The sequence below is a fragment of the Lentzea kentuckyensis genome, from assembly GCF_002150765.1.
GTDB classification, from domain to species: Bacteria; Actinomycetota; Actinomycetes; order Mycobacteriales; family Pseudonocardiaceae; genus Lentzea; species Lentzea kentuckyensis.
This window is the reverse complement of record NZ_MUYM01000145.1, coordinates 35,585-50,362: the sequence shown is the minus strand read 5'-3', so window position 1 is coordinate 50,362 and position 14,778 is coordinate 35,585. Positions and strand designations below refer to the sequence as shown.

13 protein-coding genes are annotated in these 14,778 nt (G+C 68.0%); 4 read left to right on the top strand and 9 right to left on the bottom strand.

Annotated elements, in window-relative coordinates:
• A partial coding sequence (locus tag B0F77_RS51020; protein WP_425435818.1) for a CBS domain-containing protein occupies positions 1–118 on the bottom strand: 118 nt, incomplete at its 3' end.
• A gap of 182 nt (positions 119–300) precedes the next feature.
• On the opposite strand from B0F77_RS51020, the gene B0F77_RS43680 reads away from it, so the two are divergent.
• The gene (locus tag B0F77_RS43680; RefSeq protein ID WP_086668962.1) at positions 301–666 is read left to right on the top strand and encodes an ArsR/SmtB family transcription factor; all 366 of its coding nucleotides are present in this window, start codon (positions 301–303) and stop codon (positions 664–666) included.
• A 117-nt stretch (positions 667–783) separates the two neighbouring features.
• Here B0F77_RS43680 and B0F77_RS43675 read toward each other — a convergent pair whose 3' ends face one another.
• From B0F77_RS43675 to B0F77_RS43640, 8 genes are all read right to left on the bottom strand, one after another.
• Positions 784–2,163 carry a S1 family peptidase gene (locus tag B0F77_RS43675; RefSeq protein WP_086668961.1) on the bottom strand — a complete coding sequence of 460 codons (1,380 nt, stop codon included), beginning with the start codon at positions 2,161–2,163 and terminating at the stop codon, positions 784–786.
• Between the two features lie 239 nt (positions 2,164–2,402).
• Entirely contained in the window at positions 2,403–2,786 is a 384-nt protein-coding gene (locus tag B0F77_RS43670; RefSeq protein ID WP_342746909.1) for an alpha-L-rhamnosidase C-terminal domain-containing protein, read from the bottom strand.
• Positions 2,787–2,914: 128 nt separating this feature from the next.
• Positions 2,915–4,108, bottom strand: coding sequence for a fumarylacetoacetate hydrolase family protein (locus B0F77_RS43665; RefSeq protein WP_086668959.1), 1,194 nt, complete (start codon positions 4,106–4,108; stop codon positions 2,915–2,917).
• Between the two features lie 260 nt (positions 4,109–4,368).
• Positions 4,369–5,466, bottom strand: coding sequence for a glycoside hydrolase family 43 protein (locus B0F77_RS43660; protein ID WP_086668958.1), 1,098 nt, complete (start codon positions 5,464–5,466; stop codon positions 4,369–4,371).
• A gap of 97 nt (positions 5,467–5,563) precedes the next feature.
• Positions 5,564–6,451: an alpha/beta hydrolase family protein gene (locus B0F77_RS43655; RefSeq protein ID WP_086668969.1), complete on the bottom strand. Its 888-nt coding sequence runs from the start codon at positions 6,449–6,451 to the stop codon at positions 5,564–5,566.
• Between the two features lie 108 nt (positions 6,452–6,559).
• Positions 6,560–8,800, bottom strand: a complete 2,241-nt coding sequence (locus B0F77_RS43650) for a rhamnogalacturonan lyase family protein (RefSeq protein WP_086668957.1) — start codon at positions 8,798–8,800, stop codon at positions 6,560–6,562.
• A 29-nt stretch (positions 8,801–8,829) separates the two neighbouring features.
• The gene (locus B0F77_RS43645; RefSeq protein WP_086668956.1) at positions 8,830–9,870 is read right to left on the bottom strand and encodes a rhamnogalacturonan acetylesterase; all 1,041 of its coding nucleotides are present in this window, start codon (positions 9,868–9,870) and stop codon (positions 8,830–8,832) included.
• Positions 9,871–9,938: 68 nt separating this feature from the next.
• On the bottom strand, positions 9,939–10,862 hold the full coding sequence (locus B0F77_RS43640; protein WP_245849456.1) for an alpha/beta hydrolase family protein: 924 nt from the start codon (positions 10,860–10,862) through the stop codon (positions 9,939–9,941).
• A 348-nt stretch (positions 10,863–11,210) separates the two neighbouring features.
• On the opposite strand from B0F77_RS43640, the gene B0F77_RS48380 reads away from it, so the two are divergent.
• From B0F77_RS48380 to B0F77_RS43625, 3 genes are all read left to right on the top strand, one after another.
• Positions 11,211–11,381 carry a hypothetical protein gene (locus B0F77_RS48380; RefSeq protein ID WP_158102995.1) on the top strand — a complete coding sequence of 57 codons (171 nt, stop codon included), beginning with the start codon at positions 11,211–11,213 and terminating at the stop codon, positions 11,379–11,381.
• Between the two features lie 102 nt (positions 11,382–11,483).
• Complete coding sequence (locus B0F77_RS43630) at positions 11,484–12,173, top strand: lycopene cyclase family protein (RefSeq protein WP_086668953.1); 690 nt, start codon at positions 11,484–11,486, stop codon at positions 12,171–12,173.
• 9 nt (positions 12,174–12,182) lie between these two features.
• On the top strand, positions 12,183–14,750 hold the full coding sequence (locus tag B0F77_RS43625; RefSeq protein ID WP_086668968.1) for a cation-translocating P-type ATPase: 2,568 nt from the start codon (positions 12,183–12,185) through the stop codon (positions 14,748–14,750).
• The last annotated feature ends 28 nt before the right edge of the window (positions 14,751–14,778 follow it).

The window sequence follows — 14,778 nt, the reverse complement described above, 5'->3', positions numbered from 1 at the left end:
CGACCGGGCGCCCGGTCGAATCCACCACCGGGATCGCGATCACCTCATGAGCGATCATGATGCCGACCAGCTCTTTGAAGGACGTGTCCAGGGCCGCCGTGACGACCCGACGGCACATCACATCCGCTGTCGTCGGCTCACTCATGTCCGTCCTCCCACCGTTGTGCGAGGTGACCGGCGTTGCTTACTTGGTAAGATTAGCAACTGCTGAATCCCGTTGAAACGCATCCCGAGTCGCAACAGCGGGGATCTACCAGGGAGGATCAGCACCATGACGACGGTCGGCGGGAAGGGGCACCGATGAGCAGGCCCCTCTACCAGGTCAAGGCGGAGTTCTTCAAAACCCTCGGCCACCCGGCGCGCATCCGGGTGCTCGAACTGCTCAGCGAGCGCGAACACTCCGTCGCGGAGATGCTCCCCGAAGTCGGCATCGAAGCCGCCAACCTCTCCCAGCAACTGGCCGTACTGCGCCGCGCCGGGCTCGTCACCACCCGCAAGGAAGGCTCCAACGTCTTCTACTCGCTGACCAGCCCCCACGTCGCCGAACTGCTCGCGGTCGCCAGGCTCATCCTCACCGGTGTCATCACCGGCCAGATGGAGCTCCTCGACGACCTTCGCGCACCAGCCGTCGCCCTGCCCCGCAGCCGCACTCGCAAACAGAACTGAGTGCCGTTCGCGCTGGTCCTGCCCGGTGAAGGCGTCGGTTGCCGCGAGCCCCGGTAACTCCGGGCCTTCGTCGGTGGCCGGGCGCGTCGACGCCCGGCCGCTCGATGACGGGGCTCGTCAGCCCTTCTTCACGATGCCGGGCAGGGCCTTCTCGGCCAACCGGATGTCGGTGAACACTTCCAGGCAGTCGCCGTCCGACCACTTGCCGCCGCCGCTGTGGATGCCCTTCGCGACGACCTTTCCGCCGCTGATCGTGTAGATCGGGCCACCGGAGTCGCCGGGGGCGGTGCAGGTGCCGCTCTTCTTGCCCAGGGTGATGTTGCGGGCCATCTGGCCGTCCCGGTACTTGATGTTCGTCTTGGGGTCGGCGACCTTCCAGCCGCACAGCTCACCCTTGGTGGTGCCACCCGTGCAGTACTTGTCGCCGATTTTCGGCGACTTGGAGGCGACTCCCTTGACCTTCCGGTGCGAGCTTCCGTTCGGCCCACCGACGTAAATGTCCCCGGCGGTCAGCCAGTTGCCGTTCATCTTCACCAGCGAGAGGTCACCGCTGTAGTACGACACACCGCTCATCTTGGTCGAGCCGGTCGTGTTGTTCCAGTTGTCCTTGACGACCTTGCCGATCTTCTGGCTGCCGTAGTGCGGCATCCGCACGTCGCTGTTGGCACTCGTGCAGTGCCCGGCGGTGAGGAAGTAGCTCTCGCCCTGGTGCGTCCAGGAGAACCCGACCGTGCAGGTGCCCACGTTGGTGTTGGTGGTGGAACCGCCGTAGAACGGGTTGGCATCGTCGTCCCGGCTGTACTCGGCACCAGGGGACACACCCGGAGTGAGGTGAACCGCGACCTTGTCGGCGCCGTACCGGGTGGCCAGCGCCGTGCGGGTCTCCTCGGTGAGCGCTGTGGCGCGCACGACCACGCGGTTGCGTTCGGCGTCCACAGACGCGGCGTACAGGTTGCCCACACCGGGTACGTCGGACTCCAGCACCGCGTCCTTCACGGCGTCGAGGTCGGCGAGGCTGTACTTCGCCTTCGGCGTGCTCGGGTAGAACATCCTCGGGATGATGATGACCTGGTTGGGCGCCGGGGCCGGTGATGCGGCCGGCGGTTCCTCGGTCTTGCCGGTCTCGATGCCGTCCTGGGCCGGGTCGTCGTTGCCGTCGTCGTCATTGGACGCGTTGACGGCGATGCTGGCCGCCGCGTAGGCGACCTTCGTCGAACCGGCCTCGGCACGGACGCCCGCGACGATCCGCCCGGTGGCCCGATCGACATACGGAGGGGCGAGGTCCGCTGGATCCGCGTCGGCGCGCGCCTCAGCCGTCTCCAGAGCCTGGGCCACGTCGTCGGCGAGCTGGTCCGGAATCGCGGGTGCCGCGGTGAACACCTCGACCGCCGTGGCCGTGGCCGCCTGGTCGCCGGTGACGACGGTGGAGCTCGATGCGGCGCCGGCCGGCTGTCCGGCACCGAGCACCGCGGCGGCTACCGAACCGGCGGCGATCACACGGATCAGGATTCGGCGCTTGTGTCTGTTCAAAGAAAAGTACCCCCATCAACGAATGCCCGTGCGGACACTCGCGTTCCACGGAAGGGAAACGCGGACGGGGCAGGCCCGCATCGCCGCGCGTCCCTTCAACCGTCGGTTCCGGCGAATCGATCACCGGACTCGCGGGCGACGATGGCAGCGCGTGGTTGCAAATCGCTGACACCTGGTGCGGCAGCCACAAGTGGCGTGACGACAGTTCACGCGGCCCTATACGAAGCAACTCTCCACATGCGTGCCGGGGCCGCGGTGAACGTGCGTCCATCTGGCAACGTCACGGTCGCGGTTGTTCCCGGCGGCACCGTGACGGTGAGGCGGAACCGGTCGTCTTCGATCCGCCAGTGGGTTGCGATGCGCCCGTGCACGGAGTCGAGTTCCGCCTCTGCCCAGGTGAGGCCGAGAGCCCGGATGCTGTCCGCGACGACGGCGTTGACAGCCTCCTCTTGCGAGACGTCCAGCACCCTGGTGGTGAGACGGTCGGTGCCGGCGCGGTTGACCGTGTCTTCGAGACCGGCCTCGTTCACGTCTGCGGCGACGACGTGAGCGCCCTCTGCCAGGAGGCGCAGGACGGTTGCCTGGCCGATGCCGGAGGCACCTCCGGTGACGAGGACGCAGGCGCGTCGAGGTTGGCGGCTCAGGGTCGGTGTTCATGTGGGAATGGATAGCCCGCCGCCAAATCAGAGGGCCAATTTGTCGGTGACGACCACCTTGGTCACGAGCGCGCTTCCGTGCGCGAGCTCAGCAGACCGCGGGCGGCGAGGTTCTCCATCAGCGCAGTGATGCCGAACGTCCAGTCTTCCGCGTCCTCCGCCGTGTTCACGACGTTCGTCAAGGCGCCCAATCGGGGCGAAGAGATGCGAACGACGTCCCCGATCTTGTGGGTGAACCCTTCGCCGGGCTGGTCCCGATCCTCGGTTGGAGCGAACATCGTGCCGGTGAACAGCACGAAGCCGTCGGGATAGCGGTGGTGGGCGCCGAAAGCGTGGGACACGAGGTCCTCGAGCTCCCGGCTGATCTCCGACACCGGATTGACGCCGTGCAGCTCGAAACCGTCGGGGCCGGTGATGTCCAAGGCGATCTCGGTGGCTTTGGCGTCCGCCAGGGTGAACCCGTCGTCGAAGAGCCGGAGGAACGGACCGATGGCGCAAGAGGCGTTGTTGTCCTTCGCCTCGGTGAGCAGGAGAGCACTGCGGCCCTCGAAGTCACGCAAGTTGACGTCGTTGCCGAGCGTTGCGCCGACCGGGTTCCCGCGCGAGTTCACCACCAGGACGAGCTCGGGCTCGGGGTTGTTCCAGGCTGAGCGGGCGAGTACACCGATGTCGGCTCCCAGCCCCACCGCCGAGAGCACCGGGGCCTTGGTGAAGATTTCAGGGTCCGGGCCGATTCCGACCTCGAGGTACTGCGACCACAGGCCCTCGGTCTGAAGAACTCTCTTCACCTCCGCGGCCTCCGCGGACCCCGGCTTCAGGCTGGAGATGTGGCCCTGGACGATCGCGCCCACCTTCTGTCGCACTTCCTGGGCCCGCGCGGGATCCCCGTCGGCGCGCTCTTCGATGACCCGCTCGAGCATGCTGCGGACGAAGGTCACGCCAGCGGCCTTGAGCACCTGCAGGTCGACCGGTGCCAGAAACCGGGGAACAGCATCGGTCGGGTTCGTCGTAGCGGCCAGAACCTCCGCGAGCGGCCACGACGTGCCGCCTGGGTGGTTCTTGACGATCTCCAGCGCGTCCGGCCGCTCGAGCAGTGACGACACGGTCGATGTCAGCGGCGACAGATCGACGACCTCTTCGCCGCGGATCGTCACGACCGACGGGCCGCCCGCAGACGGGTCGAAGACCCTCGCGACAAGTGTGGCGTCCGCCGCGTCCTGGGGAAGAACGTTGGCGGCGTTGAGTGAGATCGGCATCGAAATCCCTCCTGCTCGCACCGCAGATTAGCTCGAAATCCCGACGAGCTTCCTGATGGCGGCCGATGCAGCCGGGAATGATCTCGGCGCGGTGGTGGGCCCGCGGCTACGACGACCGTGTGACCGCACGAGAGCGCTCACTTGGCGGCTACAGCGTGCACTGAGAGCTTGTGCGCTCCTGAACTCCGAAAACCTGCTGCACGTGGGACTCGATGATGTGCCGCGCCGCCTGGTCGGCGGCGCGGTCCACCACAGGGCGCTCAGCCCCAGCGCCGCAGCAGCCGGTCGTACTCGGCTTGGGTGACCGGCAGGACGGTGCCGTGGCGCGGCCGGCCGGGCAGGGTGTAGCTGGAGACGGGCGTCCACTGCCGAGCGTTGAGGTCGGTGGTCGTGAACGGGACGTAGCCCCGGCCGCCGTACTCGTCGATGAACATGTACCAGCGTTCCTCGGTGTTCGACTTGAAGACCAGCGGTCCCTCGCCTTGCCTGATCGCGTTCTTCCCGAGGCACTCGGCGACGAAGGAGTAGCTGCGGCTGAGGATGAACGACGACTTCTCCGCGAGGACGAACTTGCCGCAGGCGGACTGTGAGGAACTCCGCTCGTCCTTCGTGAAGCGGTAGTAGGTGCCGTTGTGCTTGGTGAGGGTCGAGTCGATCGTCGAGTAACCCTTGTCGACCCAGACCTGAGCGGCGCTGAAGGTGCGGAAGTCGGACGTCGTGGCGTACATCATCCGGTTGTAGGTGTTGCCGGTGTGGTTCGGATCGTTGGGGGAGTACAGCTTCGAGGCCCAGAACACGACGAACCGACCGAGGGTTTCGTCGTAGTACGCCTCAGGGGCCCATGAGTTGCCGGCGGTGTCCGGTGAGACCCGCGCCAGGCGCGGCGCGCTCCAGTTCACCAGGTCGGTCGACTCCCAGACCACGATGGACTTGCTGCCGGTCCGCTGCACCTGGTCCCAGTTGCCGTTGCCGTACATCCGCAGATCGGTGGCGATCTGGTAGAACTTGTCGCCTTGCGGTGAGCGGAGGATGAACGGGTCGCGCACGCCGCGGGTCCCGATGGCCGAGGTCAGCACCGGTCGTCCGGTGTCGAGCTGGCGCCATCGCGTCGGGTCGTTGCCCTGGCTGAGTGCGAAGTAGACCTGCTCGCCGGAGGCGGTGTTCTCGCCGGTGAAGTAGGAGAACAGGTAGCCGGCGTACTTCGGTGCCGGCGCCGCGTCGATCACCGCGGCCTGAGCCGACGGCCCCGCGACCACTGCAGCGGCGCCGCTCACGATCAACGCGCCGGCGAGGACGAGTGCGGTGCGGCGTCTGAGCGGACGTCGCGGTGAGGCATTGCCGTGGAAAGACTGTGTCATCGAGCCCGTCCAATGTGATTGCGGAGAAATGTGATTGCGGAGGGTTGCTGGCACCGTGCCGGGGCACCGCCAGAGCGTTGCCCCGGCAGATCTCGTGTTACCCCAGCTGGGCTTCCCACCGGGTCTTGGATCCGGACGCGTCGGCGGGGAGGCGGTCGCGTGCGGCGGTGTCGCCGTACATGGTCCAGCGGGCCCAGTCGACGACGGTCCTGGGGAAGCGCTGGTCGCTCCAGAAACTGGTGTGGCTGCCGCCGACGAAGGTGAGGAAGGCCTTGGGCCACCTGATCTCGTTGTAGGCCTGCCGGGCCGAGGAGTAGCTCGTGGTCGAGTCCTTGTCGCCGTGCACGAACAGGACCTTGGCGTTCACGGAGCTCGACGGGTTGCCCATGTCCACACAGGACTGCGGGTTCGCCGAGATGATCCGCTTGTCGGGCCAGGACGTGAGCAGGCCGTGGGTGACCATGCCGCCCAGCGAGTGGCCGGAGACGCCGACCCCGAGGCCGGTGTTGATGTGCCCGGCCAGCGGGCCGCTCGCGTTGAGGGCGAGGGTGTTGGTGAGGACCTGCGAGACGTCCTTGGAGGTGTTGCCGTTGTTGACGTCGCCGAAGTTGTGGTTGAAGTGCGGGGCGGGGACGACGAAGCCCGCTGAGGCGAGGGCCCTGATGATGAACAGGGAGTTCTGCGGGCTGCTGCCCAAGCCGTGGGTGAAGTTGTAGACGGGGAAGACACCGGCGGCGACGGGGGCGTTGGTCACCGGGCTGCCGCCGGCGGTGCCGGCGGCGGGGTAGTAGACGTAGGTGTTGATCTTGCGGCTGCCGCGCGTCCAGCTGTACTGGCGCACACCGACGGCGAAGGGCGTGGACGGCGCGGTTCCCAGAGGCGAGACCGGGGCGGCGGCACTGGCCAGGCTGGTGCCGAGCAGGGTCGCGCCACCCACGGTCGCCGCCGCGACCGTGCTCAGCCTCAGGAAAGAACGTCGTTGCATCGACACGATGGCTCCTTGCAGGGGTGGTGAGGTGCGGAGCTGGCGGCGGGAGACCTGGTCGCGGTCAGACGGGCCGGGTAGGTGCCGCTGACCCGCCGGACCATCGGGTCAGCGGAGGTGGATGTTCGGTTGTGGCGGCGTGCTCATGCCGTTGCCGAGGAAGAAATTCGGGTGTGGCGGCTGGTTGTAGGCGGTGTTCTGCCACGCGATGGCCACGCGGTACTGGGGGTCGTGCAGCAGGGTGTGGATCCGCCTGTCGGTCTGGACCGTCGTGGCGTAGACGCGCAGTGCGGCGTTGTCGTCGCGGGGCAGGACGACTTCCTCGCGCCAGTCGCCGAACAGGTCGCCGGACAGCGACGGGGTGGACTTGGTTCCGTTGATGGAGTGTGCGCCGGAACCGGTGAGCAGGCGGGTGTCGGCGCTGGTGCCGTACTTGTCGACGTGGTTGCCGTCGAGCAGTTCGCGCACCGGGTCGGCGTCCCACCAGACGAGGAAGTTCGCACTGGCGGGTGCTCGTCCGACGCTGCCGCCGGAGGAGTTGAACGCGCTCGTCAGGCCGGTGCCCTTGCCCCAGAACTCGGCGCCGGGATTGCCGGCGTACACGTCGCCGGCCACACCGCGAGCGGGGCCTTCGCAGTTGCAGGTGTTGTTCTTCTGCATGATCACGGCGCCGCTGTTGGCGTCGCGCAGGGTGGCGGCGGCGCCGGAGCTCTGCTCGTGAATTTGCCAGATCTCCTGTCCGGGGCGGCTGGGCACGAAGTCGCTGACGTGCAACGCGTCGCCGTGGGCGTAGAAGTTCGTGGTGTAGCGTCCGGTGCCGTCGGCGTTGATGGTCATGCCGCCGTAGATGATCTCGTCGGTGCCGTTGCCGTCGACGTCCGCAATGGACAGTGAGTGGGTGCCCCTGCCGGTCCACTGCCGGCCGGCGCTGCCGGAGTCGAACTTCCAGCGCCGGGTGAGCTGGCCGTCCCGGAAGTCCCAGGCCGCGATCGTGCTCTTCTCGTAGTAGCCGCGGCCCATGATGATGCTGGGCCGTTGCCCGTCGAGGTAGGCGGTGCCCGCCAGGAACCGGTCACCCCGGTTGCCCTTGCAGTCACCCCAGTCGCAGATGTTGCCGCGGGCCGGCTCGAAGTTCACCGTGGACATGACGGCGCCGGTGAGCCCGTTGAACACGGTCAGGTACTCGGGTCCGGTGATGATGTAGCCGTCGGAGTTGCGGTGATCGGCGTTGGCGTTGCCGATCACTTGGCCGGTGCCCGACACCGTGCCGTCACCCGTCTTCACCGCGAGTTCGGCCCGGCCGTCGCCGTCGTAGTCGTACACCTGGAACTGGGTGTAATGCGCACCGGCGCGGATGTTGCGGCCGAGATCGATGCGCCACAGCCGCTGTCCGTTGAGCTTGTACGCGTCGAGGTAGACGTTGCTGGTGCGACCGGACTGGGAGTTGTCCTTCTGGTCGCTGGGATCCCACTTGAGGAAGATCTCGTACTGGCCGTCGCCGTCCGCGTCGCCGACACTCGCGTCACCGGCCGTGTAGTTGCTTCCCGGCCTGGAGATCGGCACGTCCAGGTAGTTGCCTCCGGTGAAGCGCAGCGACGGCTCGGACGGCTCCTGCTCGGTGCCGTTCACGACCGCGCGGACCGTGTACGAGGCGTCCGCCGGTGCCCCGGAGTCCAGGAAGTTCGTGGAGCTGGTGATCGGCGCGGCGTTGAGCTTCGTGGAGCCGCGGTAGACGTTGAACCCGGTCGAGGCCGGCTCGGTCCCGAACAGCCGCCACGACACCAGGTTGCCGGATCCGGAGCGCACGCTGACCAGACCGCGGTTGAGATCCTCCAGCTGCCTGCCCGCGGGTGGCGGAGTGCCACCGGCTTCGAGGTCGAGGTAGTCGATGTTCGCCAGGCCCGCCGCGGTGGACGGGTCCAGCCGGATCGTGTTCGTACCGGCGTTCACTGACACGGTGAACGTCTTGGTGCCCCAGGTGGACCAGGCTCCGGTCGGATCGAACGCGGCGCCCGAGTGGGCGACCGCACCGTTGACGAGCACGTCGGTGGGGCGGTTGTCGGTCGCGCCGTTGGCGTACCGGACGGCGATGGTCGCCGTACCGGCCTCGGCGGCGGTCACGGTGAACTGCGTCGCCGCGTCGACTGTGTTGTCGCCGTTGCAGAACCCGCTGCCGGAGTAGCCGGCGTGGTTGGACTCGATCGCGCCGGCACAGGTGGCCGGCGCGGCTTCCGCTTCGTATCGGGTCGCCGCCGCCGAGGCCGCCGAGCTGACAAGACCGTTGCCGGCCAAGGTCAGGGCGACGACGCCGGCGGCCAGCGGTGCGGCGCGCCATCGGTGCAAAAGCATGAGTGACCTCCAACAGGTCAGTCGAAAGCTCAGCGCAGGTGGTCGGTCAGCGGCAGGTTCAGCTCCCGGACGCCCTGCACGACGAGGGTCGCCATCTCCGCGGCGCCGCGCTCGGAGAAGTGGGTGTTGTCGCCGGTTTCCTTGGTGAGGTACAGCGCCTGAGATGCCGACGGTCCCATCGACTCGACGAGGGCCTTGCTCTTGGCGGTCAGGTCGATGACCGGCACGTTGGCGCTGCGGCCGAGTGACCGCATCACGGCGGGCAGGTCCACGCCCTTGCCGTTGATGTGCAACGCGACGCCGTCGAGCTTGCTGCCGTCGAACCGCCTGCGCACCGGTGGTGTCACCAGCACCGGAACGCCGCCGCGCTCGCGCACACCGTTGATCATCCGGGTGAGGTTGTCGCGGAAGGCCGTCGCGGTGGTCTGCTTGTCGTTGTGACCGAACTGGATGAACACCAGGTCCTTGCTCTTGATCAGCGGCTTCATCGTCGGGAACAGCGCGCTGTTGGACAGGAAGCTGCCGGAGCTCTCGCCGGAGTCGCCGTAGTTCGCGATCACGGCACCTTCGCGAACCCGCGCCGGCAGGAACTGGCCCCAGCCGGCGTAGGGCACGTAGAACTGGTCGCAGGTGGTCGAGTCACCGGCGAGGTAGACCGCAAGGGGAGCCCGGGCAGGGGTGACGGTCAGTGAGCCGATCGCGGGTGCGCTGCCGCTGAACGTGATCTGCAGGCCCGGTGTGCCGGTGCCGCCCTGGCCGGTGGGCTGGCCTTCGGGGTTGCGGACGTTGACCGTGGCTTTGGTGCGGACGATCTGGCCGGCGGTGGTGGAGACGGCGTTGAGGACCTGCCTGCGGGCTTCCACCGACATGGAAGTGTTGGCTGCCTTGGTGGTGCTGCCGAGTTCCACGGTGACGTCGTAGTTTCCTGGTGCGACGTTGAAACTGCACTTGATCGGCGCGGTGCCAGAGCACTGTGGCGGCAACGCCGCAGTTGCCGCCACAGCAGGGATCGGGGCCAGCACGGCCACGTTCAGGGCGGCGGTGAGGAGCGCGAGGCGCTTGAGGGACATCGATTCTCCTGTCACACGTCGAGAAACCGCTCAAGGCGGCGGTGCGGCGGTGGTGGCTGGTCAGGCGGTCAGGTGCGGTTCCTCGTCACCGCTTGGTCCAGGTCTGACTGGTGCCGCCGTTGCAGGAGGGGGCAGCTGTTGCGGTAGGTCCTGATGCCGGTCCAGTCCTGCAGTGGGCACAGGAACTGCGGGTAGCGCGCGTCCTGGTCGATGAAGATCTTCATCCAGGGGATGACCTTGCGCGTCATGACGGAGTTGTTCGACGTCGGGAAGCCGTGCCCGGCGCCGGTGAGCTCGAGGTAGGCCTTCTCGGTCGAGGCCGGGATGTTGTTGTAGTGGGTGAGGATGCTCGCCGGGGTGCTCGTGCCGTCGTTCTGCCCCGCCAGCAGCATGGTGGGGACCCGCATGTCCGTTGTGGTCTGCGAAGGGCTGTACGGCGCCAGTCCGATGGCCGCCTTGAGAGTCGGCCGGCGCAGGGCGGCCGAGATGGTTCCGCCGCCGCCCATCGAGTGGCCCATCACAGCGAGGCGGTTCGGATCGACCCTCGTGCGCACCGAGCTGCGCTGGGTCAGGTAGTCCAGCGCCGCCAGCAGCTGGGTACCCCGCGCGTACTCGCGGTCGTTGCGGTTGATGGTGTCGATGCCGATGACGACGAACCCGAACGAGGCCAGCCAATGCCCCATCCAGGCACCCTCGGCCGCCCAGGTGGCGGTGTAGCCGGGCGAGACAGCGATGGCGCCGAACGTGCCCTGGCTGGTGACGGTGGGGTAGTAGATCTTCGCGGCACCGAAGCCGTTCCCTCCGCCCACGCTCGTCTCCGCGGTGGCGAACGTGCCGCGGCTGGCGGCCACACTCTCGCGGGTCGGGTCGGGGCCTCTCTGGTACGGGTTGTCCGCCGCGGACGCCGGTCCCGCGGCCACGGTGGACGCGAGGATGCCGAGAGCGGCCGTGCAGGCGATCGCCGCTCGTCTCAACAGCTGGATTTGGGACAAGGTGCAGTACCTCTTTCTCGGCAGGGGCGGCGAAAGAGAATTCAGAGCTGGGTCGTTCGGGTTGTCAGGGTGTCCAGCGGAGGCCCGGTAGCGGGCACGCGTTGTCCCACTGGACACCCTGAGCCCGGATGCCAGCGTCGCGAGCAGTTGGATGTGAACGTGCACGGTCCCGGAATACCGCAATTGTCCTTGATAGAACCGCATGTATGTGATCGATTCAAGCCTCTCGCGACCAGATTCTGTGAACGTGCACAGTATTGTCGAAATTCGATGGCACATTCGACGACGTCAGTTGAATCAGGCTGATTCTCGAACGACGAGCTCAGTCGGCACGTGTCGTCCGAAGTCGTGCCACTCCGCAGCGCCGAACAGATGTGGTCCTGTCCGGACGGTCTGCCGGCCGTGCAGTGGCTCACCTCCGACGAAGCGCGCGACCTCGGCCACGGTGAACTCGCCCAAGCGGCGCAGCTCGTGTCCTGCCAACCGGCCAGGTGCGGAGTGACGAGCACGTTGGCGTGAGCCTGGCCGGAGGTCAGGCGCGGCATGCGAGCCGAAGGTCCTCACCACGGCAGTGCGCAATGCCGTGTCGGACGAACGGTCTGCACGGCGAGCATGTAGGCCATGACGCGCATCGTGATCGTCGGTGGAGGACTGAGCGGATTGAGCCTCGCCGCTCACCTCGCCGTGTTGGACCACCGCCATCCGGTTGTGGTGGCCGACGACGGCAGCCGTCCGCTGAGTGGCATGACCTGGGCTTCCTGGAGCGCTCGGCCTGGCCTGCTGGACGCCGCCGCGAGCCGGTGGTTCGACCGGATCCGGGCGCACGTGAACGGCCGCACGAAGGTGCTGGAGCTCGGCCGCTATCGCTATCGGGTGGTGCGCGGCGACGACTTCGCCGCCGTGGTTCGGAGGTTCGCCGATCCGTTGCGGCATTTCACGTTCCTCAGCGGTCATGTGGACCAGGTGCAGGACGACGGGGTGATCGTCGATGGCCGGCACATGCGTGCGCGGTGGGTCTTCGACAGCGTGATCGGACCCGCGGCGCAGCCGCCGGTCGACGCGCAGCTGGTCTTCCGGGGTTGGCGGGTGCGCACCGTCGGGACCCTGACGTGCGAGCAGCACCAGACCGATGCCCGGGAGCAGCGTGAGCAGACCGCTCAACGCGAGCCGTGTCGCAGCGGCTCCGGTCACGGCCGGTTCCGGTGTGCCACCGGGGCGCAAGGTCGAGGCGGGGCGGACACCGGCACAGGGAACATCGTCCCCTATCCGGCGGGACGTCACGCCCTGGGTGTCCTGCTCCAGCCCCGCTGAGATGTGTTCATGACTGTCGCGACAACGGGACTTTCCTCGGCCGAGGCGGCGAGGCGACTGCATGATGACGGGCCCAACGCGTTGCCGGTCGCGCGACGGCGGCACCCGTTGCTGCTGTTGGTGGAGCAACTGGTCCACTTCTTCGCGCTGATGCTGTGGGCGGCCGCGGTGCTGGCCCTGGTCGCGGGCATGCCCGCGCTGGCGGTGGCCATCGTCGTCGTGGTCGTGCTCAACGGTGCTTTCGCGTTCGCTCAGGAATACCGGGCCGATCGCGCGGCACAGCGGTTGCGGGATCTGATGCCGGTGCGCGCCACGGTGCGCAGGGACGGCCACCTCCAGCAGGTCGACGCTTCCGAACTGGTCGTCGGCGACGAGCTGATGCTGGAGGCCGGTGCGCGGGTCTGCGCAGACGGCGAGGTGCTGAACGGGGCAGGGCTCGCCGTCGACGAGTCGATGCTGACCGGTGAAAGCGTCCCGACCAGACCTGAGACCGGACAACACGTCTACGCGGGCACCTACGTCACGGAAGGCGAAGCAGCGGCGTTGGTGACGGCGACGGGCGGGCACACGAAACTCGCCGGCATCGCCGCGCTGACCCAGGAAGCGAAGCCGCCGCGCAGCCCGCTTGCGCACCAGCTGCACAAGGTCGTGGTGGCTGTCGCGGTGATGGCGGTCGCCGTCGGCGTGCTCTTCTTCGGCGTCGCAGTGCTCCTGGGGCTCCCGATCGCGGAGGGTTTCCTGTTCGCCATCGGCGTCACGGTGGCACTCGTACCGGAAGGGCTGCTGCCCACTGTCACGCTGTCGCTGGCCCGTGCGGCGCAGAGCATGGCGGCCAGGAAAGCATTGGTGCGCAGGCTCGACGCGGTCGAGACATTGGGCGCAACGACGTTCATCTGCACCGACAAGACCGGCACGTTGACACGCAATGAGATGTCGGTCGTGCACGTGTGGACGCCTTGTGGCGAAGTGACTGTGCACGGCAACGGTTACGAGCCGACCGGCTCGGTACACGGTGCTTCCGAGGCGGTCGAACGAGTGCGTGCGCTGGCTTCGTCCGCGAAGCGGTGTTCACCTACCGCCCACGCACGCCATCACGACAACAGATGGCTTCCCGTCGGTGACCCGATGGAGGTCGCGTTGCACGTTCTCGCCGCACGTCTGGGGGTCGACGGTCCTTCGGAGGACGCCGTGCGGTTCCCGTTCGACCCGAGGCGCCGGCGATCGTCCGTTGTGGACTCCGACGGCGTGCACGTGACCGGCGCACCGGACTCGGTTCTGCCGTTGTGCGGAGTGGTGCCGGGTGCCGACGAGGCGCTGGCCGGTCTGGCGCGGCGCGGGCTGCGGGTGCTGGCGGTGGCGCGCAGGGCGGGTCGCGGGCAGACCTGGCAGGAAGCCGAACGAGACCTCGAACTGCTCGGTCTGGTGGGTCTGCAGGACCCGCCGCGCGACGACGTGACGGAAGCCATCGCGTCGTGCCGGTCCGCGGGCATCCGCATCGCCATGATCACCGGCGACCATCCCGCCACCGCGCGGGCCATCGCCGAGCAGGTCGGTCTGCTGGGGCCCGAAGGTCTTGTGGCCGAGGGCAAGGACCTGCCGGCCGACCAGGACGAGCTGGGCACGTTGCTCGACCGGGACGGCGTCGTGCTCGCCCGCGTCACTCCGGAGGACAAGCTTCGCATCGCGACAGCGTTGCAGCGCAGGGGACACGTGGTCGCGATGACGGGCGACGGCGTCAACGACGGACCAGCGCTGCGCGCAGCCGACATCGGCGTCGCGATGGGCGCCTCCGGCACCGACGTGGCTCGCGAGGCCGCTGATCTCGTGCTGCTCGACGACCACTTCGGCACGATCGTCGGCGCGGTCGAGCTGGGCCGCGCGACGTTCGCGAACATCCGCCGCTTCCTCACTTACCACCTCACTGACAACGTCGCCGAACTCACGCCGTTCGTGGTGTGGGCGCTGTCCGGCGGATCGATCCCGCTCGCGATCACCGTCCTGCAGGTGCTGGCACTGGACATCGGCACCGACCTGCTGCCCGCGCTCGCGCTGGGCGCGGAGCCGCCGAACAAGCGCACCATGCACGGACGCCTGCGGACCGGGTCGCTCATCGACGGGTCGCTGCTGCGCCGGGTGTTCGGTGTGCTCGGACCGGCGGAGGCGGCGATGTCGATGCTGGCATTCCTCGCGGTGCTCTTCGTGGGTGGCTGGCGGCTCGGCACCACTCCGGACACGGCTCTGCTCGCGACAGCCTCAGGTACGGCGTTCGCCGCGATCGTGCTCGGCCAGCTCGCGAACGCCTACGCGTGCCGCAGCGCGACCCGGTCCGTACCGCGCGTCGGGTTGCGCGGCAACAGGTTGCTGCTGTGGGCGGTGGCGTTCGAACTTGCCGTGCTGGCGGTCTTCCTGTTCGTGCCACCGCTGCCGGACCTGCTCGGCGGATCGGCGCCCTCGGCGCTCGGCTGGGGCCTGGCTCTCGCGGCGGTGCCCGTCGTGGTGGCGGCAGACGCTGTCACCAAGGCGTATCTGGCCCGTAAAGCGCACTTCACAGGGCCAGAGCGGCCCCTTACGCCGTGACGACGGCATGCCACAGAGTGGCTCAGGT